20 protein-coding genes are annotated in these 21,624 nt (G+C 66.5%); 6 read left to right on the top strand and 14 right to left on the bottom strand.

Annotated elements, in window-relative coordinates:
- Window positions 1-55: 55 nt before the first annotated feature.
- Window positions 56-958 carry a FliM/FliN family flagellar motor C-terminal domain-containing protein gene (locus KOR34_RS10875; RefSeq protein ID WP_146564608.1) on the bottom strand — a complete coding sequence of 301 codons (903 nt, stop codon included), beginning with the start codon at window positions 956-958 and terminating at the stop codon, window positions 56-58.
- Window positions 959-1,183: 225 nt separating this feature from the next.
- Here KOR34_RS10875 and nadA point away from each other — a divergent pair, with 225 nt between their 5' ends.
- Window positions 1,184-2,320 (top strand): quinolinate synthase NadA, encoded by a 1,137-nt coding sequence (gene nadA, locus KOR34_RS10870; protein WP_146564607.1) that lies wholly within the window; start codon window positions 1,184-1,186, stop codon window positions 2,318-2,320.
- 277 nt (window positions 2,321-2,597) lie between these two features.
- Here nadA and KOR34_RS10865 read toward each other — a convergent pair whose 3' ends face one another.
- From KOR34_RS10865 to KOR34_RS10845, 5 genes are all read right to left on the bottom strand, one after another.
- Window positions 2,598-3,629 carry a DUF1559 family PulG-like putative transporter gene (locus KOR34_RS10865; protein WP_228714659.1) on the bottom strand — a complete coding sequence of 344 codons (1,032 nt, stop codon included), beginning with the start codon at window positions 3,627-3,629 and terminating at the stop codon, window positions 2,598-2,600.
- 225 nt (window positions 3,630-3,854) lie between these two features.
- Window positions 3,855-4,895: a DUF1559 family PulG-like putative transporter gene (locus KOR34_RS10860; protein ID WP_146564605.1), complete on the bottom strand. Its 1,041-nt coding sequence runs from the start codon at window positions 4,893-4,895 to the stop codon at window positions 3,855-3,857.
- A gap of 18 nt (window positions 4,896-4,913) precedes the next feature.
- The gene (locus KOR34_RS10855; protein WP_228714658.1) at window positions 4,914-5,807 is read right to left on the bottom strand and encodes a DUF1559 family PulG-like putative transporter; all 894 of its coding nucleotides are present in this window, start codon (window positions 5,805-5,807) and stop codon (window positions 4,914-4,916) included.
- A 354-nt stretch (window positions 5,808-6,161) separates the two neighbouring features.
- Window positions 6,162-7,181: a DUF1559 family PulG-like putative transporter gene (locus KOR34_RS10850; protein ID WP_146564603.1), complete on the bottom strand. Its 1,020-nt coding sequence runs from the start codon at window positions 7,179-7,181 to the stop codon at window positions 6,162-6,164.
- Window positions 7,182-7,346: 165 nt separating this feature from the next.
- Window positions 7,347-7,691 carry a hypothetical protein gene (locus tag KOR34_RS10845; protein WP_146564602.1) on the bottom strand — a complete coding sequence of 115 codons (345 nt, stop codon included), beginning with the start codon at window positions 7,689-7,691 and terminating at the stop codon, window positions 7,347-7,349.
- Window positions 7,692-7,976: 285 nt separating this feature from the next.
- Here KOR34_RS10845 and KOR34_RS10840 point away from each other — a divergent pair, with 285 nt between their 5' ends.
- From KOR34_RS10840 to KOR34_RS10830, 3 genes are read left to right on the top strand one after another with little or no spacing between them, the layout of a single operon-like run.
- On the top strand, window positions 7,977-8,912 hold the full coding sequence (locus KOR34_RS10840; RefSeq protein WP_146564601.1) for a class I SAM-dependent methyltransferase: 936 nt from the start codon (window positions 7,977-7,979) through the stop codon (window positions 8,910-8,912).
- Window positions 8,913-8,949: 37 nt separating this feature from the next.
- Window positions 8,950-9,174 (top strand): AbrB/MazE/SpoVT family DNA-binding domain-containing protein, encoded by a 225-nt coding sequence (locus KOR34_RS10835; protein WP_146564600.1) that lies wholly within the window; start codon window positions 8,950-8,952, stop codon window positions 9,172-9,174.
- Window positions 9,175-9,217: 43 nt separating this feature from the next.
- Window positions 9,218-9,571, top strand: a complete 354-nt coding sequence (locus tag KOR34_RS10830; protein ID WP_197531318.1) for a type II toxin-antitoxin system death-on-curing family toxin — start codon at window positions 9,218-9,220, stop codon at window positions 9,569-9,571.
- Between the two features lie 2 nt (window positions 9,572-9,573).
- Here the strand turns inward: KOR34_RS10830 and KOR34_RS10825 are convergent, their stop codons facing one another.
- The 4 genes from KOR34_RS10825 to KOR34_RS10810 all read right to left on the bottom strand — a co-directional run bounded on the left by KOR34_RS10825 (window position 9,574) and on the right by KOR34_RS10810 (window position 14,011).
- Window positions 9,574-10,053 (bottom strand): MgtC/SapB family protein, encoded by a 480-nt coding sequence (locus KOR34_RS10825; RefSeq protein ID WP_146564598.1) that lies wholly within the window; start codon window positions 10,051-10,053, stop codon window positions 9,574-9,576.
- Between the two features lie 76 nt (window positions 10,054-10,129).
- A complete protein-coding gene (locus tag KOR34_RS10820; protein ID WP_228714575.1) occupies window positions 10,130-11,425 on the bottom strand; it encodes a DUF1501 domain-containing protein in 1,296 nt (431 codons plus the stop codon).
- 115 nt (window positions 11,426-11,540) lie between these two features.
- Window positions 11,541-13,148 carry a DUF1549 domain-containing protein gene (locus tag KOR34_RS10815; RefSeq protein ID WP_146564596.1) on the bottom strand — a complete coding sequence of 536 codons (1,608 nt, stop codon included), beginning with the start codon at window positions 13,146-13,148 and terminating at the stop codon, window positions 11,541-11,543.
- Between the two features lie 242 nt (window positions 13,149-13,390).
- Complete coding sequence (locus KOR34_RS10810; RefSeq protein WP_146564595.1) at window positions 13,391-14,011, bottom strand: hypothetical protein; 621 nt, start codon at window positions 14,009-14,011, stop codon at window positions 13,391-13,393.
- A 158-nt stretch (window positions 14,012-14,169) separates the two neighbouring features.
- Here KOR34_RS10810 and KOR34_RS10805 point away from each other — a divergent pair, with 158 nt between their 5' ends.
- Window positions 14,170-15,846: a DUF885 domain-containing protein gene (locus KOR34_RS10805; protein WP_146564594.1), complete on the top strand. Its 1,677-nt coding sequence runs from the start codon at window positions 14,170-14,172 to the stop codon at window positions 15,844-15,846.
- 18 nt (window positions 15,847-15,864) lie between these two features.
- On the opposite strand, the gene KOR34_RS10800 is transcribed toward KOR34_RS10805, so the two are convergent.
- The 4 genes from KOR34_RS10800 to KOR34_RS10785 form a co-directional block, all read right to left on the bottom strand.
- On the bottom strand, window positions 15,865-16,293 hold the full coding sequence (locus KOR34_RS10800) for a GNAT family N-acetyltransferase (protein WP_146564593.1): 429 nt from the start codon (window positions 16,291-16,293) through the stop codon (window positions 15,865-15,867).
- Window positions 16,294-16,358: 65 nt separating this feature from the next.
- Window positions 16,359-17,891, bottom strand: a complete 1,533-nt coding sequence (gene amaB, locus KOR34_RS10795; protein WP_146564592.1) for an L-piperidine-6-carboxylate dehydrogenase — start codon at window positions 17,889-17,891, stop codon at window positions 16,359-16,361.
- A gap of 74 nt (window positions 17,892-17,965) precedes the next feature.
- A complete protein-coding gene (locus KOR34_RS10790; protein WP_146564591.1) occupies window positions 17,966-19,105 on the bottom strand; it encodes a saccharopine dehydrogenase family protein in 1,140 nt (379 codons plus the stop codon).
- A 162-nt stretch (window positions 19,106-19,267) separates the two neighbouring features.
- Window positions 19,268-20,080 carry a DUF1338 domain-containing protein gene (locus KOR34_RS10785; RefSeq protein ID WP_146564590.1) on the bottom strand — a complete coding sequence of 271 codons (813 nt, stop codon included), beginning with the start codon at window positions 20,078-20,080 and terminating at the stop codon, window positions 19,268-19,270.
- A 529-nt stretch (window positions 20,081-20,609) separates the two neighbouring features.
- Here KOR34_RS10785 and KOR34_RS10780 point away from each other — a divergent pair.
- Window positions 20,610-21,611 (top strand): DUF1559 family PulG-like putative transporter, encoded by a 1,002-nt coding sequence (locus KOR34_RS10780; RefSeq protein ID WP_146564589.1) that lies wholly within the window; start codon window positions 20,610-20,612, stop codon window positions 21,609-21,611.
- The last annotated feature ends 13 nt before the right edge of the window (window positions 21,612-21,624 follow it).

Here is a 21,624-nt window from a genome sequence, read left to right as displayed (position 1 = left end):
GCCGGGAGTGGAACAGGAAGGCCTAGGAGGCCGGGCCGCAGATCGCGGCCGTTCGCTAGCCGGCCTTGTCTGAGCGGAGCGCTTTGAACGACTCGGCGGGCAGGATCATCTGGCTGATCTTCACGCCGAACCGCTCGCCGACCTTGACGGTCTCGCCCTGGGCGATCGGCTGATCGCCGATTGAGATGTCGATCGGCGCGTCACACTGCTTGTCGAACGACAGGATCGAGCCTGGGCAGAGCGCCATGACTTCTTCCACGCTCTGCCGCTTGCTGGCCAGCGTCACCTTCACCGGCAGGCGGACCTTCAGCAGGCTCTTGCTGTACGGCGGGAGCTGCGAGAAGTCGAAGATCCGCGGCTTCGGGTCGCCGCCGCTAGCGGCGGGCTGCGTCGGCGTCGGCTGTGGCGGCGCGTCGTCTTCTTCGGCCGGCGCCTCCTCGGCGTTCGCGGCCGGCGCGAGCACCTCGCCCGGCGAGCCGCAGGGCCACACCAGCCACAGCACGCCCTGGTCGTCGCCCGACTTGAGCGTGATGGGCACGGCGGCTGCGCTGTCCGCCACGCCGCCGCGGGCGAGCGCCTCGCCGGCGTCGGTGACCCAGGCGGCCTGGAAGTCGTCGGCCATGAGGGTCTCGGGAACGAGCAGCATGCTCAGTTCCTGGGCCAGCGTGGCGAGCTTGCTCTCGCCGGTCGGGTCGGGCTCGGGCGCCCAGTCGGGCGTCAGGCCGGTCGACTCCGCCAGCACCGCCACGGCGCCCTCGCCGGCGAAGGTCATCACCACCGCCAGCCCTGGCCCGCCGAACCCCTCGGGCGGGGCGGCCAGGTCGAGCGTGGTCGCCTCGCCGACCTCCATCGTGAACTCGCGGTCCAGCGCGCGGGACAGCGCACCGGCGGCCTCCTCCGCCCCGGCCTGCGAGGCGGCGATGACGTCGGCCGCGATTTCTGGCGTCAGCTCAGACAAGTTTCGACGAGGGTGCTAGCGTGAATCCACATCGGCCCTGCCAGAGAACAAGGCCTCACCCTCTGTATCGGCCGCCCAGCCGGCAATCTTTGCCCAGCCCGCCGCGCTGTTTGCTGGCGCCGGCGGCGCGTATAATGACCTGCCCTCATCGAGTCGTGCTAGCACGTAATCCGCACGGCCGTGGCCGGTGGGGCGCCGCGAACCTCACTCCTGCTTGCGATCACCATGCCTACCGCCGCCGAACCGGCCTACCCCGACGTCAAACCGTACAAGTCGCTCGCCAACGAGGAGCTCTCCGCCCGGATCGATGCGGTCCGCGCCGAGCTGGGCCCGCGCTTATTGATTTTGGGGCACCACTACCAGCAGGACGAGGTGATCGCCCACGCCGACCTGCGGGGCGACAGCTACCAGCTCAGCCAGATGGCGGCCGACAGCAGCGATTGCCGCGCGATCGCGTTCTGCGGCGTGCACTTCATGGCCGAGACCGCCGACATCCTGGCCAACCGCCCGGAGAAGCTGGCCGAACGCGGCGGCGAGCGCGTCCGCGTGATCCTGCCCGACATGGCGGCCGGCTGCAGCATGGCTGATATGGCAGCGATCGGACAGATTGAGGACGCCTGGGACCAGCTCTCCGAGGTGATCGACACCGAGCGGCTGATCCCGGTTACCTACATCAACTCGGCCGCCAGCCTCAAGGCGTTCGTCGGCCGCCACGGCGGCATCGTCTGCACCAGCTCCAACGCCAAGGCCGCCATCGAGTGGGCCTTCGGGCGGGGCGACCGCGTGATGTTCTTCCCGGACCAGCACCTGGGCCGCAACACGGCCGCGGGCATGGGCATCGGCAACGAGCTGATGCCGGTCTGGGACCCGTACGACTCCGACCTGGGCGGCAACACCGAGGAAGAGCTCGAGAACTCCAAGGTGATCCTCTGGAAGGGCCACTGCAGCGTGCACCAGATGTTCAAGCCGGAGCACGTGGCGATGTTCCGCGAGCAGCACCCCGGCATCAAGATCCTGGTGCACCCCGAGTGCCCTCAGAACGTGTTCGAGCTGGCCGACGAGTACGGCAGCACGGGCAAGATCATTAACACGGTGAAGGACGCCCCGGCGGGGACCAAGTGGGCCATCGGCACCGAGCTGCACCTGGTCAACCGGCTGAAGCAGGAGCACCCGGAGCAGGAGATCCACTTCCTCAGCCCGGTGGTCTGCATGTGCGCGACGATGTACCGCATCGACCTGGCGCACCTCTGCTGGACCCTCGAGAACCTCCGCGATGGCAACCCGCTCAACACCGTGGCGGTCGACGAAGAAACCTCCAAGTGGAGCCTGGTGGCGCTCGAGCGGATGCTCGAAGTAAAGTAGCGCGGATGCTCGAAGTAAAGTAGCCGGCGAGCCACGCCTCGCCTGGGTTCCGGGAGGAACCACCAAGACATGAAGTCACTAAAAAGCTGTCCCGAAATCATGAAGCGTCGACGGCGCCTTGCTACAGCTCCCTGTTAGCGTGGCCGTCTTTCAGCGGTCAGCTTTTTCCCGCGTGTTTTCAGGCTGAGAGCTGACCGCTGAAAGCCTAGGTCCCATCAGCTCAGCTATCCCGACGCTGCGTCCCTGAAACCGGCTGTTGACCATTTCGGGACAGCTTCTAAGAGTGGCTCGTCGATCGGGAGACCAACTGCTTCGTGTCTTCGTGGTTCACTTCCTCGACGCCGGTGGCTTCCAGCGGATTGCGCCGCCGCAAAAACGGCCCGACCGCTAGCCCCACAAACAGCGTGGTCGACAGCACCCGCCGCCAGTGGACTGTGTAGCCGACAACGGTCTTGGTGCGGTTGTACTCCCCGCTGTCGATTTCCGCGGGGATCTCTTCGCCGCCCGCGCGGGTGAGCGCGGCCCTGGCGAGTTCGCGGGTGGGGACGTAGCCGATCGAACGCACGCGACCATCAGCGAACGCGACATTTCGTGGGTAGAGCCCGTCGCCCCGGTAGTGGGTGGAGATGAAGAAGCCTGGTTCAACCCACTCGTGGGTCTCATCGGACTCGCCAACTAGAAGATCGATCGCCTCGTCCATGCTGAGGTCGCGCGGCTCATGCCAGCGGACGCCGCGGCCGGCGGCTTCAATGAGGGCGATTGTGTTCGATGATCCGTCGGCAATGTCACGGAAGCTAACGCCACCGCCCGGTCGGAGCAACGTTTCGTCGTCGACGATTGAAAAGTAGTGCGTCTCATCAGCAATGCTAGATTCTGGCCGCTGCGGACTGCGGTAGATGTGGAGCTCTTGGTCATTAAGCCATCTGGCGTTGGCAGAGCTGTTCCAGGGTTCATCGAAGTTGAGTTTACTGTACAGCGGCATCTCTTCCAGGTAGGGAAGAATCAGTGTTCGCCAGCTGTGCAGCGGTTGCCCTTGTGAGTCAGCGGTAAAAGCAGGTGGGAAGTTTCCGTGGGTGTCGTGATAGTTGTGCAGCGAGAGCACCAGCATCTTCAATTTGCTCATGCTGGAACTCCGACGGGCTGATGTGCGAGCAGTCTCAACCGCGGGGAGCAGGAGGGCAAGCAGCACTAGCACTACGCCGCCGACAACGAGCCACTCAAGACAGGGTAACTTCCTCCACCGCACTGCATGCAGAACACAAACCCCGCTGGCCAGCAGCAGCCCAACCGTCGGTCCGAACGTCCCCATCCCGGTAGCGAACAACGCGGTCAGCCAGAGCAGGGTCGTGATGGTGAATCGCGGCAAGGGGGTGTCTCCGATAGAAGCAGCCGGCGAGCCACGCCTCGCCGGTTGTCCTGGTGTTGGTTCCGATTGTCTTACCACGAAGGGCACTAAGGGCACGGAGAACGTACTTGGTAGCGCATGCTCCGATGCTTTGTGACTTTGTGACTTTGTGCCTTGGTGGTTTGCCTATTAGGGTTGGGGTTCGTTCGCGGTATTCGCAGAACGGCGGCGCTCCCACATGGGTGCTAACGCAATCGTCACGAAGGCCAGCATCAACGCCACGCGGTCCCAACGCACGACATGCTTGCTAGGCGCCCTGGCGGCTTTGATCCTCAAGAGCTCGCCGGCGCGGGGTTCGCCGCCGGCCGCGGTCAGGCACGCCCGGGCGGACTCCTCGCTCATAGATCCAAGGTTCCAGTAATCACCGCTCAGAAAGCTGACGTAGCCGCGACCGCCCGCGTAGGCAGTGGTCCAGAAGCAGTCCGTCTGGTTGGGGTGCCGCACCGCATCGATAGAAGTGAGCAGCTCGACCGCCTCCTCCAGTGAGTAAGCGTCGGGTTCTAGCCAGTTCTTTGTTCGCTCGTGGCTCTCGACGAGGACAATGGTCTCATTCCGGCGGTCAGTGGTTGCCGCCAAGGTCGCGCCGGACGTGCGGTGGAACGCGGCGTCGGGATCGGCGACCAGGTGGTAGCTGGGGCAATTCCGCGGCGGCAGATCCCACGGCACGCCCCACGCGCCGCGGCACTCCTCGCAGGCTTGGCACCGAAACACGGCGGGCATCTGGTCGGCCAGTTGCTGGTTGTGCGGGCTGTCCCACGGCTCGTCCAGTCTGAACTGCTGGTAGAGCTCCTCCTCGCCGACGAACGGGAGGATCAGCACCCGCCAGCTGTGCAGCGGCCGCCCGTCCGCGTCGACGGTCCACGCGGGCGGCAGGGCGCCGTGCTTGTCGTGGTAGTTGTGAATCGCCACCATGATCCGCCGGTTGTTGTGGATGCAAGGCTCCCGGTCGAGCGCGTCGTCGGCCACGCTGAAGACGATCGCCAGCATGGAGAACCCAGTGAGACCCACTGCCCCGAACGCGAGGCAGCCGCTCGTCGCCCGCCAGCCGGACCTGACCCAGGTCAGCACGACCAACGCCACAACCGCGAGGCCACCGATGGCGCCGAACGTCCCCATCCCGACAGCGGTCAACGCGAACAACCAGAGGAGGGCGGTGAGGCTGAATTTCATGCGGCGTAGGTCGATCGTTCAGGCGGCCGGGGTCTGCCCGCGGTCAGCGGCGGGCCGGCGCCGCCCGACGTGGGGACCGACGACTAAGCCCACGAACAGCATCGCCGGGACGACCCGATCCCAGCGGTCGACGGAGTACTCTCGCGCGGCGAAGGTTCGGTAGTCGGTGATCTGATTGGCGCCGCCGTCGCCGCTGGCCGCGGTGAGCAGTGAGGCGGCGATGTTCTCGGGGAGTGGTCCCTCGGAGGACAAGTGCCCGTCACACCATCCTACTTCGCCGAACCCGTGCGAGTAGGCTGATGTGAACCAGTACCTGTCCACCACGTCGACGTGTCGCGTAGCGACGCGAGATGACAACAGCTCGGCTGCTTCGGAGAGGGACAACCCGCCGGGCGCGAGCCAGTTCTGACTCCGGTCGTTGGACTCGATGAGCAGGATGGTGTTCGAGGCGCCGTCGGTGACGCCGGCCACGGACCCGCCCCGTGTGGGATGCACAGCCGCTTTCGGGTCGGCGACCAGGTGGAAGCTTGGGCTGGTGGCGGGCGGCAGGGTCCACGGCAGGCCTGGTAGTCCACGGCACCGCTCGCAGCCCGCGCAGCGGAAGGCGGCCGGCATCTCGTTCGCGAGCTTGGAGTTGCTGGGGCCATTCCAGGGTTCATTGAAGTGGTACCGGTCGTAGAGTTCTTGTTCGCCCAGGTAGGGAAGCAGCATCACCCGCCAGCCATGCATTGGGGCGCCGTCGTCTCCCAGAATTGCTGCCGGGGGGAACACGCCATTGGCGGACTCGTAGGCAAGCATGGCGAGCAGGAGCGTTCGCATCCTGTTCGCGCATTGGTGGCGTTGTGTGGCGCGGGGCCTTGTGTCGGGGAGGAGGAGGGCCAGCAGCACCGCGGCAACGGCGACCACGACCATGGCGTCGCGGATCACCGTCGGAGCGGATCGGCCGTGGAGGAGTGCATTCCGAGTCGGCGCGCTTCCCAGGGCAGCCCCGACCGCCGCCGCCGGAATCGCAGCCGTCATTCCGAACGCCGGAACCGCCAACGCGACCAGCGCGACCAGCCAGAAGAGAGTGGTGAGTCGGAATTGCATAGGGCCAATGGTTGACGTGCATTCAGCCGGCGAGCCACGCCTCGTGGGCGGTCGTGGCGTTCAGGTTGTTTTACCACGAAGGGCACGACGGACGATCTTGGTCGTGTACGGTCCGATGCTTTGTGTCTTCGCGCCTTGGTGGTTCCTCATGATTATCCCGCCGCTGCAATCGATCGCTCAGCCGGTCCCGCCACGCAGCGCGTGGGCCAGCTCACCTTTGAGCCAGCGGCGGGTTGGCGACAACGCGGGCGCGAGTGAGGCCAGCACGAAGAAAGCCAGGCCGCCGCAGCGGCGCCAGTCGAGCCGCGGCTCGACGTGGCGATTGATCTCGTTGAAGTCGACTTCCTCTCCGCCGTCGACCGTGAGGAGGGCGATGGCCAGCTCGCGGCTGATAGGGCACTCGATGCCCAAGACGCGACCGTCCGCCATCACGACGTGCCGCACCGTAGCGGGCAGGTAGAAGTAGCCCGGGTCGGACACGTGGCCCGCCACTGCGGGTGGATTGTCGGGCGAGGTGAGCAGCGCCACGGCTTCGGTCACCGTGAGGTCAGCGGGCTTGGCCCAGGGGATAGCGGTGTCGCCCTCGATCAGCATCACGGTGTTCTCGGCGCCGTCCCGGATGTCGGACAGCGACCGCGGGCCCTCTGGTGGCCACAGCGTTCCCGGTCCGGTTACGACGAAGTAGTTCGTTTCAGGCTGTGTGGAGTAGGTCGAGTGTGATGGGCACGTGTAGAGGTCGACGGGGGAGGAGGCAGCTTGCTTGTTGTTCGCGCTATCCCAGGGCTCCTCCCATCGGAGTGCGTCAAACAGGTCGGCTCGTTCGATGTTGTGCAGGACTAGTGATCGCCAACTGTGCAGCGGCAGGCCAGCGTGATTCTGCATGCTTGCGGGAGGGAGGGCGCCATGCTGGGTATCGTAGTACTCCAGCGCGAGCCCGACTTGTCGGATGTTGTTCATGCAGTGCCCAGTACGGCTGTACGAGCGTGATTCGTTCACCGCGGGAAGCAACAGCAGCATGATGAATGCTCCTATCGCCACCCAGACGCAGCCAGTCGCTGTTCCACTTGGATTGCGGTGCAGGCACACCCAAAAGACGGCCACCGCCGCCGCAGCCAGCAGTCCCCAGCCATCAAACGCCACCAGCGCGGAAGCGAGCAGCGCGAACAACCAGAGCAGGGTAGTGAGGCTGAATCTCATGCGGCGTAGCACTGAGGTGTATCTAGTCGGCGAGACACGCCTCGCCGGTCGTCCTGGCGTTCTTGTCTTTCTACAACGCCGGTCGCGAAGAGGAGCCTAGGTGACATAGGCGCCGATCTTTGTGTCTTCGTGCCTTGGTGGTTCAATCACGTGCTCAAAGCTATCTCAGGAACGCCTGTTGCGGCGGTAGGCGCCCATGGGAGCTAGCGAGGCAATGACGAAGCAGGCCACGAGGGCAAGTCGGACCGCCGGGTGGTCGTTCTGGGTGCGGGATCCAATCGTGTATGCAATCGTCAGGGCGCCGGTGATGAAGCTCAGGACTAACAGCGTAACGGACATGGCGGTATCGGCGCCGGCCAGCGGTTGAGGACCTTGAGCACGCGTGGCGAACAGGAACCCCCAGAAGTAGAGCGTGCAGCCCGCCGCGGCCAAGCCCCAGCCGCCGAACGCGCTGCACGCGAAGGCCACGACCGCGGTGATCCAGAGCAGTAGTGACAAACGGAACCGCATCTGGGGGTTTTCTCGGGGCAGGGCGGGGCGGTTATTGCGAGGAGCGACAAACAGCGTACGCTGCCGGGCGGAGGATCGCCACAATCAGGCCGGTGTGTCGTTGTCACCGGCCGCCTTGTGAGGTCCAATGGTGGATTGCCTGTGAAGCGGTACTACCGGCAGGTACCGGCGGATCTGCTGCTGACTTGCTGGTTAGGCAGCCCCGCATACTGCCGGCCTCCGCCGGCAGTTGTCGTTGAGGACACTGCTTCAAGGTCACGACACACCTATCGGAATCGGCAGAGCGTGAGCGACGACTGGCCTGACTACGAGTTGATCGACTTCGGCGACGGCCGCAAGCTGGAACGCTTCGGCCGCGTGGTCGTCGACCGCCCGGCGCCGGCCGCCGAGGGCGCCCGCAAGGCGGACCCGGCCGCCTGGAAGCAGGCCGACGGCGTGTACACCGGCGCCCGGGTGGGCGATGGAAAGTGGAAGCTCGCCGATGGGCTGAAGGGCTCGGACGCTGCGGTGTCGGCGCCGATCGCTGCTGGCAGTTCATTCCAGATGCAGCTGGAGTTTACGCCGGCCGGCCAGGTGGGGCTGTTCCCAGAGCAGTTTGAAAACTGGCGGTGGATCGCCGAGTGGGTGGGAAGGATAGGTACAGGGAAGCAAGAACTGCGGGGCGCCCCCACCCCCGGCCCCTCCTCCACGGGGGGAGAGGAGCAGTTGCCAACGGTGTTGAACCTGTTCGGGTACGCGGGGGGCAGCACGTTGGCCGCTGCTTGCGCGGGCGCCGAGGTGACGCACGTGGACGCTTCGAAGCCGTCGGTGCAGCTGGCAAGGCAGAACGCGGAGCTCAGCGGGCTGGAGGAAGCGCCAATCCGCTGGATCGTCGAGGACGCGGTGCGCTACTGTCAGCGCGAGGTGAAACGCGGCAGGCGGTACGACGCGGTGGTGCTCGATCCGCCGTCGTTTGGGCACGGCCCCAAGGGAGAGCAGTGGAAGCTGACCCGCGATCTGCCCAAGCTGCTGGGGCTGATCGCGGAGCTGGTTGATGGTCGGCCGAAGTTCCTGCTGGCCACCTGCCACACACCGGGCGTCGGCCCGGCCGAGATTGGCGCCTACCTGGCCGACGGGGTGTTCGGCGCCTGTGGTCAGCCAGCGAACACCGGCGAGCACTCGCTTGTCACTCACGACGGCCGACGGCTGGAGAGCGGGGTCTATGCGCGGTGGCCGCGGTAGGTTGGGGGCCGCTGTACTGCAGCGAGGAGAGTACTCAATGACTACCTTGCGATTCACTACGATTGGCGACGGACTTGGCCTGGTGCTGCCGCCTGAGGTGCTCGAACGCCTGCAAGCATTCGACGGCGCCGAGGTGCAACTTATCGACACTCCGAACGGCGCACTCATTCAGCGTGTCGATGCTGACACGGCAGAGCAGATTGAGGTTGCCAAAGAGGTGATGGAACGACGCCGCGATGCGCTGCGTCGCCTGGCGGAGTGAGTGGCGCAAGCGAGCCGCGTTGGATCTCCCCCAACGCCTTCGGGTGGTCCACAAGCTGCAGCTCGACGAGCTCGGCGGCCAGGAGGGCGTACGGGATGAAGGGTTGTTGGACTCTGCCCTTCAGCGTCCGCGCAACCAGTGGGCCTACGCGCAGGCGGATCCAGCCATGATGGCCGCCGTCTATGCGCATGGAATTGCGAAGAACCATCCGTTCATTGACGGCAACAAACGCACCGCGGGCGTCGTGTGCGATACGTTTCTTGCTCTGAATGGATTCCTAGTGGAGGCTTCGAACAATGAATGGTACGAAGCCGTGCTGGGCCTCGCCGCGGGGGAGGTTAGCGACCAGCAGTTTGCTCAGTGGCTGAGAGATCACCTGGTCGAATCAGCGCGATGACCTTATTTCAGGTCAACCGGCGGCTGCGGCGAGCGATGGTGATCTTCCTCGTCGCCGATACGGCGCGAGAGGGGACGCAGCACCGCGAGGACGATGACCGCCATCAGCACGCTGACGGCCATCAGCTCGTACCGACCCAGCCCGGCGACCGCACCAACGGCGGCGGCCAGCCAGATGCTGCTGGCGGTGGTGAGGCCCTTGATCTTCTCGCGGTGGTCGAGCTTGAGGATCGTGCCGGCGCCAAGGAACCCGATGCCGGCCGCGACGCCCTGCACCACGCGGGCGCCGGCGTTGGGGTCGCCGTCCGCCACGCTGCTGCCCAGCAGAACGAAGGTAGCCGAGCCGAGCGCCACGACCATGTGGGTGCGGAGCCCGGCCCAGTGGCCGCCGCGTTCCCGCTCGAATCCAATTACTCCGCCCGCCATCGTGGCGACGGCGAGTCGCAGGAGGTACCCGCCCGCTAGCTGCCAGTCGAATTCCATTGCTTCCTCTCTCGTTAGGGGAAGCAATTATAGGCGTCCGCGGCTCGTGGGTCGCGGCGCGTGGCGGCGATGGTCGCTAACCGAGCAGCTCGGTCACCGGGGATCCGTCGTCGACCAGGCGGATCGGCCGCCCGACGAGGCTCATGTTCTCGTGGTCCGGGTCGATGCCCAACGCGGTGTAGATCGTCTGGTAGAGGTCCTTCGGGCTGACGGGGCGGTCGGTGACCTGTTCGCCGCCGCGGCTGGTCTGGCCGATGACCTGCCCGCCGCGGACGCCGCAGCCGGCCAGCGCCACGTTGAACGCCCGGGGGTAGTGGTCGCGGCCGGCGCGGGCGTTGATGCGGGGCGTGCGACCGAACTCGCCCATCCAGATAACCAGCGTGTCGTTGAGCTGCCCGGTCCGCTTGAGGTCGTTGATTAGGGCCGCCATCGGCTGGTCGAACTGGCCGCACAGGTCGGCGGTGCGCTGGGCGTTCTCGTCGTGCGTGTCCCAGCCGTTCAGCGTGACCTCGACAAACGTGACGCCGAAGTCCAAGAGCCGCCGGGCGAGCAGGCACCCCGACGCGAACTGCCCCTGGCCGTACTCGTCGCGGGTGCGTTGGTCCTCCAGGTCGAGGTCGAAGGCCTCCATCTTGGGGCTGAGGATCATCTCGCTGGAGGCCTCAATCAACTTGCGGTGGTCGGCCACCACGTCCGTCCCCTCGACGGCGCCGAAGCTGGTTTCCAGGTTCTTCAGCAACCCAAGCCGGCGTTGGTAGCGGGCGCGGTCGGTGGCCGGGCGGGAGTTCTCGGGCGGGCGGTCGGCGTTTGCCAGTATCAGCGGGTCGTAGTCGACGCCGAGGAACCCGCCGTTGCCGGGGTTCTGGCCGCCGCGGCCGATGCGGACGAAGCTCGGCAGCTCGCTGCTGGCGTCGCCGATCTGGTGGGCCACGTTGGCGCCGAGCGTGGGGAACTTCACGCCGCCCATCGGCAGGTAGCCGTGGTGCATCAGGAAGCTGGCGCGGGGGTGGCTGCCCTCCTTGCTGGCCATCGACCGGATGATGGCGATGTCGCCCATTGCTTGGGCGATCCGCGGCAGGTTCTCCGCGATCTGGATCCCGGAGACCGACGTGCCGATCGCCTTGGTCGCGCCGCCGTTCTCGTGGTCCGGCTTGGGGCTGAAGGTTTCGAACTGGCTGGGTCCGCCGGCCATCCAGAGGAGGATGCACCGCTTGCCGCGCCGCCGCAGATCGGACGCGGCGAGCGCGACCCGATCGGTCCAGCTCAGCACGCCCGCGGTCGTCGCGGCCGCGCCGACGTTCCGCAAGAAGTCACGGCGCGAAGCCACACGCCCGCCACGCAGGCCAACGTTGATCTGATGTTGCAGCGGCATCATTGAGTCCTCAACTCGAACCGTAGAAACTCAGGAACACTAATAACCACATATTGCGAGTGAACGGCGACTCCGCGGTCATTAGCGTCGATTAGTGTTCCCCTCACACGTCATACTAGCGGCGGTGGGCGAACTCCGCCGAGTTCACCAGCGCCCACAGCAGGTCCTCGAACGCGGCGTTGCGGTTGTCGACCGACGCGTTGTAGGCGAGCGCCGCGGTACGCTCGGCGGGCGTCGGTTCGCGCGACAGGCAGCGGAGGTAGAGCTCGTCGACCACGGCGTCGTCGCCCGGGACGTTGGCCAGCAGTTGGCCCAGCATGGTGTTGCGTCCCGAGCGGATGGCGCTGTTGAACCGCGGCGTGTTCATCATCGCCAGCGCCTGCGGGATCGAGGCGGAAACCGCCTCGCGGTCGACGCTCGGGTCGAAGCCGAACGCGGCGTTGAACTGGGCACGCTGGCCGGCGGGGCGGCGGTAGCCCCCGCGGCGGGCCTCGGTCTGCTCCTCCACGCCGAGCGACGTCAGCAACGCGTTGTAGAGCTGGTCGCCCCGCAGCCGCTGGGCCACATTGGCTGTCATTGGGGTCGCGTCCGGCGAGCGGCGGGGCCGGCACTCACGCTGGTAGGCCTCGGTCGCCATCACGGCGCGGATCAGCCACCTGAGGTCGTAGCCGCTGTCGGCGAAGCCGGCGGAGAGCAACGCCAGGGCCTCCGGCGCCTTCGGGTCGCGCTCGGGGCCGATGTCGTCGATGGACTCGAAGAACGGCTCGCCGACCAGCTCCGCCCACATCCGGTTGACGGCGGCGTTGGCGAACCAGGGGGAGCCGGTGATCCATTCGGACAGCTCGCCGCGGCGGAAGGAGTCCCGCGAGCCGAGCGGGGTCTCGGCGCCGGTCAGGAAGAACTTGGCCCGCATCCGCGAGCCGGGCGCCTGCGGGTCGTCCATGTCGGGCATGTAGTGCTCGGTAACGCCGCGGCGGTTATTGTTGTCGTTACGCCGCGGCGTGCGGCCGACGCCGTCGGTCACCGCGACCTCGAAGCTGCGCCGCAGCGGCGAGCGAACCGGGCGCAGCGACACCCGCGGGAAGAAGGCCGCCAGCTCGTGGAACTGCTCGCGTTCCCAGCTGTCCCAGGGGTGGTCGTGGCACTGGGCGCACTGGATCTGGATGCCGAGGAAGATCCGCGAGACCTCCGCGGCCACCTCCTCGGTGCGGCCGTCCTGGGCGGCGATGATGGCGGTGGCGCCGTTGTCGCGGATGTCGCCCTCGGCGGTGATGAACCCGTCGGCGATCTCGTCCCAGCCGGCGCCGCGGTTCAGCTGCTCGGTGAGCTGCGGCACCAGCGCGCCGGCGACCAGCAGCGAGCGGTCCTCCAGCCGGCGGTACAGGATCACGTCGCGCCAGTAGCGGGCCCAGTTCTGCCCGTACTGGGGCTCGTCGAGCAGCGATCGAACGAGCCTGGCCCGCTTGTCTTCGGCCGGGTCGAGCAGGAACGCGGTGACGTGTTCCGGCGAGGGGATGTCGCCGACGATGTCGAGGTACGCGCGGCGCAGGAACGTGGCGTCGTCGCAGCGCGGCGCGAGCTCTCCGGGCGACTGCCCCAGCTCCTCAAACAGCAGCCGGTCGGCACGGGCGGCCAGCTTCTCTGGCGGCGTGGCGAGTGCGGGCCGGCAGCACACTGCGCAGACCACGACGCCCAACCACCTGGCATGCCGGCTAGCAAACATAGTGTCGCACTCCTACAGACGGCGCAATGGGAACCGTGAACCGCCCCCAGATATCTGCCTAAAGACTAGCAGATTCATGGATGCAACCCCGGTGGCCCGCTCAAGGTAGCGTCCGATTCACCCCCAGAAAAATCACGATAGGGAATCAGTGAAGAGAGTGATGCGGTTTCTACCACGGCCGAGTATGCAGTTCTGCTCCCCCCTCGGCCCGCCCTATGGTCGCGAGTGGCGTCGACGGCGGGCTATGCCCTGTACGCCAAGAAACGGGCAGTCGCCAGGCCGATGACAAACACCACCGCCGAGGCGGCCAGGGCGAACCCCATCATCTCGCCACGGGCGGTGTAGCCCGATCCGCTGTCGCTTTCGACCCCGGCGATGATCCACTTGGTCGTAGCCAAGCACGCCGACAGCACCGCCGTGAGCAACAGCATGAACCGGATGCTGAACTGCCAGTTCGCCGGGGCGTAGTGTGCCGGGTGGGCCCGTCGCCAGACGTCCAGGATCGGGCCGCGAGAAAACGCGATCAGGAATATCGCGTACACCCACCACGTGCAGTTGATGGGGGCGTAGGCGTTGCCCGGAGAGAGCCGCCAGGATGAGATGATAATCGCGCAGGCCGCGGCCATCAGCGGCGCCGAAACAGCAAACAGGTGCAGCCGCCACGACGCCAGCGGCGCGCTGACAAACGACAGCACCAGGCCGATTACGGCGCAGGCGGGGAGGCCGCCGATGAGCGCCTCGATCGAGATCAGCATCGCGACGCCGGCCACCGCGACGGCAATCGGCAGCACGATGACCAGCCAACGCGTCACTCGCCCGCCCCGGCGAGGTGGAAGGTCGGGCGGCGACAGGTTACTCTGCATGGCTTACTCAAGTTGGCGGGAAACGCCGCCGGGCCGTGGGATTCAGCAACAGGGGGCTTCGCACAGTGTACAGCAGCAGCCAGCCGTCAATCGCCAGAGCGGCGGTTCTACTATTTATTCTCGCCCCCACACCGGTTCTTGGGGACCCAGCGCAGCAATTGCAGCAACTGCTGGACGACGCGTGGCAGTTCGGCATGGAGGAGCATCCCGAGTTCGCCACACACACCGGCGACCACCGCTACAACGACCGGCTGACCAAGGTCTCGCTGGCGGACGAGCAGCGGCGCACCGAGGCCCGGGCGGAGTTTCACGATCGGGCGATGGCAATCGACGCCGACGCGCTCAGCGGGCTCGACCGGATCAACCTGGCCCTGTTCAAGCGGCAACTCACCGATGACATCGCGGAGCACCGGTTCCTGTCACACCTCACGCCGGTCAGCAACCGCGGCGGGTTCCACATCGAGTTCCCCGAACTGCCCCGCGACGTGCCGCTCAGGACCGTCCAGGACTACGACAACTACACCGCCCGGCTGCGGGCGTTCGGCGCACAGGCCGACGGCAACATCGAGCTGATGCGCGAGGGCGTGCGGCGCGGCGTGACGATGCCCGCAGTCATCCTCGAGGGCTGGGAGGAGTCGGTCGACCCGCACATCGTCGACGACCCCGAGGAGAGCCTGCTGTTCGGGCCCTTCAAGGAGTTCCCCAACACGTTCTCCGCCGAGGACAAAGAGCGGCTCGCGGCCGCGGGCAGCGACGCGATCGCCCAGGTAGTATCACCAGCGTACGCCCGCTTCAAGCGGTTCATGGCGGACGAGTACGTGCCGAACTGCCGCACCAACATCGGCGCGTCGGCGCTGCCGGACGGGCGGGACTTCTACCGCCACCGCGTGCGGCGGTTCACAACCCTCGACCTCACGCCCGAGGAAGTCCACCAGCGTGGGCTGTCGGAGGTCGCCCGCATCCGTGGCGAAATGGAGGCGATCGTCCAGCAGGTTGAGTTCGAAGGCGACCTGCAGGCGTTCTTCGAGCACCTGCGGACGGACCCGCAGTACTACGCCAAGACGCCCAAGGAGCTGCTGGCGGAGTGTTCGTACCTACTCAAGAAGATCGACGGGCAGCTGCCCAAGCTGTTCGGCAGGCTGCCCCGCACGCCGTACGGGCTGCGTGAGATCCCCAGCTACATCGCGCCCAAGACGACCTGCGCATACTACCAGCCCCCGGCCGGCGACGGCGCCCAAGCGGGTTTCTTCTGCCTGAACACCTACAACCTGCCGAGCCGCCCGCTGTACGCGCTCGAGGCGCTCTCGCTGCACGAGGCCGTGCCCGGGCACCACCTGCAGATCGCCCTGCAGCAGGAGATGGAGGGCCTGCCCAACTTCCGCAAGTACAGCGGGTTCACCGCGTACGTCGAGGGCTGGGCGCTCTACGCCGAAAGGCTGGGCAAGGAGATCGACTGCTACCAGGACCCCTACAGCGACTTCGGTCGGTTGTCGATGGAGATGTGGCGCGCCTGCCGGCTGGTGATCGACACCGGCATGCACTTCCAGGGCTGGACGCGGCAGCGGGCCATCGAGTTCATGTCGCAGAATTCGGCGCTGTCGGAGCACAACATCCGTGCGGAGGTCGACCGCTACATCGGCTGGCCGGGCCAGGCGCTGGGCTACAAGATCGGCGAGCTGAAGATCCGCGACCTCCGCGCCGAGGCGGAGGAGCGGCTGGGCAAAGATTTCGACGTCCGCGCGTTCCACGACGCCGTGCTCGAGACCGGCGCCGTGCCGCTGGACGTGCTGGAGGAGCACATCAGCGAGTGGCTCGATTCGCAAGGAGCGGGCTGAGCGGTCCGGCCGCCCCCATCAACTTGCAGTCGGCCGGATGATCCAGCAGGAGTCGTGCTGCTCCATGCCGATGTGGGGGTAGTACCCGCGGGCCGCCGGCGCGGAGAGCAGGATGAGCGTGGTCTGCCGCCCGGCCACGGCGTGCGTTTCCTCAATCAGCCGCCGGCCGACGCCGCGCCCTTGGTAGTCGACATCGACGGCCAGGTCCGACAGGTACGTGCAGTAGTGGAAGTCGGTGATCGCGCGGCTGACACCCACCAGCGCCCCCTCGGGCGTGCGGGCGGTGAGCACCACGTGGGCGTGGGCCAGCATCCCGGCGATCTGGTCCGCGTTGTCCACGGGCCGGCGCTCGGCCAGCGTCGAACGCCGCAGCACGTCGACGAATTCGTCGGCCGAGAGACTGGGCTCGGCGGCGATGGTGAACTCACGGGCAGGGTCGGTCGGCATAGATTGGCTCCGCGGCTTGTATTGGAACAGCCGCAGGACAAGCTACGCTATGCGACGGGTTCACGCTACACGTCGAATTTGATGCCCTGGGCTAGCGGCAGGGCCGAGCCGTAGTTGATGGTGTTGGTGCTGCGGCGCATGTACTGCTTCCACGAGTCGGAACCCGACTCGCGTCCGCCGCCGGTCTCCTTCTCGCCGCCGAAGGCGCCGCCGATCTCGGCGCCGCTGGTGCCGATGTTCACGTTGGCGATGCCGCAGTCGCTGCCGGCCGGGCTGAGGAACCGGCCCGCCTCGCGGACGTCCGACGTAAAGATGGCAGACGACAGGCCCTGTGCGACGCCGTTCTGCAGCTCGATGGCGTGCTCCAGCGAGTCGTAGGTCGTGAGATACGTGAGCGGAGCGAAGGTCTCCTCCCGCATCACGTCGGTCTGCTCCGGCATGCGGATCAGGGCCGGCTTCACGTAGCACCCGCCCGGCACGCCGTCGGTGACCTGCTCGCCACCGCACAGCAGCTCGCCGCCCTGGGCCTGGGCGGCCTTGATGCTGGCCAGGAACTTCTCCATTGACGGCTTGCCAACCAGCGGGCCGACGAGCGTCCCTTCCTTCGACGGGTCGCCGATCGGCAGCGTGGCGTACGCCTTGACCAGCCGGTCGGCCAGCTTGTCGATGATGTCCGGGTGCACGATCAGCCGCCGCAGGCTGGTGCAGCGCTGCCCCGCGGTGCCCACCGCGGCGAACACAATCGCCCGCACGGCCAGCTCGAGGTCGGCGGTCTCAGTGACGATCATCGCGTTGTTGCCCGACAGCTCCAGCAGGCAGCGGCCCAGCCGGGCGGCCACCGTCTGGGCGACGGCCCGGCCCATCGGGATCGAGCCGGTCGCGGACACCAACGGCACGTCGGCAGACTTGGCGAGCGCCTCGCCGGCGTCGGCCTTGCCCTGCACCACGCACGACAACGCGTCGGGCGCTTCGTCCATGGTCTTGGCGGCGCGGACCACCATCTCGTGGCACGCCAGCGAGATGAGCGGCGTCTGCTCCGACGGCTTCCACACGATGGGGTCGCCGCACACCAGGCCGATCATCGAGTTCCACGCCCACACGGCGCACGGGAAGTTGAACGCGGAGATCACGCCGACTACGCCCAGCGGGTGCCACTGCTCGATGAGCTGGTGCTCCGGCCGCTCGCTGGCGATCGTGAGCCCGTACAGCTGACGCGACAGGCCCACAGCGAAATCGCACACGTCGATCCACTCCTGGATCTCGCCCTCGGCCTCGGCGGGGATCTTGCCCGCCTCGAGGGTGATCAGCTTAGCGAGCTCGGACTTGTTCTTGCGGACCTCGTCGCCGATGCGGCGGACCAGCTCGCCACGGACGGGCGCGGGAACGGTCCGCCAGGCCTTGAACGCGCCGTGCGCGGTGGCCACCGCCGCGTCGACATCGGCCGCGGTGGCGGCGCCGCTCTGGCAAACCGCCTCACCGTTGACCGGCGATGCCGGCGAGAACTTGTCGCCTCCGCCCAGCTCGTACTTGCCGCCGATCGCGACCCCGGGGTAGCAGCCGTGGATTTGGTGGGGGAGCAGTTGAGCAGGGATATCCATGGATTCGCCTTGCAGTTCCGTCTTCGGGTAGGGGTTCTGGTATTCTAACGCGCCGAGTCGCTAAGGGCCGTTGGCTACGAGGCCAGCGGCTGTGGAGTGGTGGGCGCGGTCACGGTCTTGGCGGTCGCGTAGGGCTTGCCGAACTCGTTCGCCTCGAAGTCGGACAGCTTCACGTCCTCCTGACGCACGAAGCCCTTGCTGGGCAGCTTGCCGCCGAAGTGCAGGTCGACCACCACGCACGCGCTCGAGGCGGTCGTGATCTGGATGGAGCTCGCCTCCTGGCCGCACAGCTCCCCGTGGTAGACCTTGCGGGCGTAGGCGATCTGCTCGAAACGGTTGTTGCGCCAGCCGGTGACCGTGCTGAAGATCAGCACCACGTCCTGGTTGGTGCAGGGGATGGCGTCCTCCATCAGCTCCTTGAGCAGCTCGCGGCGATCGATCATCCGCAGGCCGTGCAGCAGGAACATCATCAGGTCGCGGTGCCCGGCGTAGCGGACGGTCTTGTAGTCGAGCGTCTTGACCTTGCCGGACAGGGTCTCGCACAGCGTGCCGAGCCCGCCGGAGGTGTTGAACGCCTCGTAGTCGACGCCGTCCAGCGCGAAGTGCTCCAGGCCCTCCAGCGGCTGTAGGTCGCTCGGCTCGCCGCCGTAGATCGCCTCGCAGGGGTTGCAGTACTCGTTGATCAGGCCGTCGATGGACCAGGTCAGGTTGTACTTGAGCATGTTGGTAGGGTAGAGCGGCAGCGCCCCCACCCGCAGCATCACGCGGTCCAGCCGGTCGAACCGCTGGCAGAGGTCGTGGGCGATGATGCCGATGTAGCCCGGCGCCAGCCCGCACTGCGGCATGAAGATCTGCCCCTCGGCCGCCTCGCCGGCGATGTCCCGTATCGCCTGCGTGGTGGCGACGTCCTCCGTCAGGTCGAAGTAGCTGACCCCCGCCTCGAGCGCCGCCTGGGCCACCTTGACGTTCTGGTCGAAGGGCAGGGCGGAGAGGACCGAGCCGTGCGCCTTGAGCGTGGCGACCAGGTCGGAGTGGTTGTTGACGTCCAGCACGCCGGTCGCGACCGGAGTCTCGGCCTTCAGCCGCTCGAGCGCGTCGGGCGCGATGTCCGCCACGAACACCTCGTAGCGGCCCGACGTGTGCAGGATGCGGGCGATGCCGCAGCCAATCTTACCGGCGCCCAGGATCGTGACCGGGTGCTTGGACTCACTCATAGCGTTGCTCTCGTTCTCTTGCTTAGTTCTGCGTGCGGATTCTATCAGCCTGCCGCCTGTAATCGGGGCCAACCCCGCGGCGGCGGCCGCGGGGTGGGCCTCTAGCGGGACACTCTTCAGCCCGGGGCGCGGAGGTATCTCCGTGCGTCCATCAGCGGTGCGCTACGAACCGCTCTTGCCGACGTTGGTGGACTCGAAGATCTTGTCCGCGCTCTGCGCGACGAAGCCGGGGTACAGCTCGCCGGAGGGCGTCTTGTAGCGTTTGGCGAACTCGTAGTAGCAGGTCGGCACCTCCCGCTCCTGGCCGTCGGCGAACGGGACCTTCATCCGGTCGGCCATGGTCGACCCCTGCTCGAGCAGCACTTCGGGCGAGCCCTTCACGCGGCCGCCCGAGTCGTTGACCTGGTACCCCAGGCCCTCGACCGTGCGGAGCACGTCCTCCACCTCGGGGTGCTGCTCCAGGTAGTTCACGCTGATGGTGAAGTGGTTGGGGCGGATGCCGATGGTGGCCATCCAGGCCGCGTACTCGCTCTCGGCCAGCAGCGTTTGGTAGTCGTCCCAGCTCACCGGGTCCCACAGCCGGCCCGACCACAGGATGCTGGGATCCTTCACCTTCTCGGCGTCGACCTGCTCGGCCAGGCCGCGGAGGATCTTGGCCGACGCGTCGGACAGCTCGTCCACCCGCAGCTCCGACAGGAACACCCGCGGCAGCTCCGGGCCCGGCGGGAGGTAGCCGTAGGCCGACAGCTTCTTGGCGGCGAAGTCGTACGGCTCGTACGGCGTGTAGCCCACGGCCAGCAGGTGCGGCTCGAGCGCCTTCAGGCGGATCGGCTCGAGCGCGAGCGTGCGGAACGCGACGTGGTCGTTAACCACGCGCTCGCCCTTCGCCTCAAACGCCTGCTTGATCTTCTCCGCCTGGGGGGTCGACGCGATGTAGTCCGCCCACAGGTTCGCAAAGAAATCGTCGATGCTCATGGGAGCCCTCTTTCCACAGCTTGAAGGACCAGGGTCGGTTGGCCCGCGTCATTGACGGCGGGCAACGGCCCTACTTGGGACGGCAATCGCCGCCCCTTAATAGCGGTATACTTGCCGGCTCCGGGGCCGGCAACCGGCGCTAAAGCGTACCTTTTTTCTCGCATGTGCGCGACGCAATTCTTCCGCCGCGGTTCGCGGTCGTTGGCAGCTCAGGGGCGACGCGAACTCGCCGATCGCCCATTCGGCCCAAAGTCATGCGCTTGCCAACTTTGCGGCGCGACCGGTGGCCGACCCGAACCGCCCAATCACGCGCGCCTGCTGAACAAGGATCACGTGTCATCAGGAGTCGGCGGCGTCAACACCGCTGACGCGGCTGCGCCGGACCAACGTTTCTCCGCGCGAATCCGAGACGCCGTCCGGCCTGTGTTAGCGAACGATTAATCTTCCATCGGGTGCAATACATCCGCGTCCTCCACCGATTCACTTGCACGGTCGGAACACCGCAACCCGGAACGGAGAAGGACAAGGAATGCGCGCGCACAGAACGAGGGGATTCACGCTGGTCGAGTTGCTCGTCGTGATCGCGATCATCGGCACGCTGATCGCGTTACTACTGCCGGCGGTTCAGAGCGCCCGCGAGGCGGGTCGGCGGAGCACGTGCCTGAACAGCATGCGGCAGATAACACTTGCGACGCAGCAGTACGAGATGCGGATGAAACGGTGGCCCGGCGGATTCGAACGCCTTGCGGAGAACGGGCTCAGCTCAGCCAACGGCGAGATGTTCAGCACCTGGGCGGTGGTGATCCTGCCCGACCTTGAGTACCACCAACTCCACGACCTGTACGCAGAGGGCGCCGCCCCCGACGCGTTCTTTGACGTCATGCTCTGCCCAAGTGACGACGTGAAATCCCGCGCGAACGCCGCTAACAGCTACGTTGCGAACGGAGGGATGATTGGGTCGGCACTGCAGCAGCGGAGCGCCAACGGACCGTTTCTGAATCGCGCTTTCGACCCCAACCGCGCCATGCTGGACGGCCACTGGCGGGACGGTCGTGAGTACACACTCGTGTACTCTGAAAACTTGAGCGCTTCCCGCTTCGATATGCTCGGGTGGTCGGCGTTCAAGCCGCACAGCACGCAGGTCGGTCGAATCGACTTCAAGCACGTGGAGGAACAATTAGATTGGCAGTGGTCGCCCCTTTTCTTATGGAGCCCGTCGCTGTCAACCAACGCCTACATCAATGACGAGGATGTCGAGTGCACCGGCAATAAGTGTATTCCGATTGAGATGGTGACCAAGCTCACTTTTGACCGGAACACCGGGATCGATTGGGCGCGGACCCAGGCCCTCAACGCCCGCCCCAGTAGCAACCACCCGGGCGGGGTGAATGTGGCATTTGCCGGCGGGAGGGGGCTGTTTCTGCAACAAGGCATCGACTTCAACGTCGTGCGGGCGCTGATGACCCCGAACGAGCGTAAGTCGAACTCGCCAAACCCACGGATCATCATTGCCGACAGTGACTTCCTGTAGTGCAGCAGTGCTC

The sequence above is a fragment of the Posidoniimonas corsicana genome (assembly GCF_007859765.1).
GTDB classification, from domain to species: Bacteria; Planctomycetota; Planctomycetia; order Pirellulales; family Lacipirellulaceae; genus Posidoniimonas; species Posidoniimonas corsicana.
This window is presented reverse-complemented; position numbering and strand designations above follow the sequence as displayed.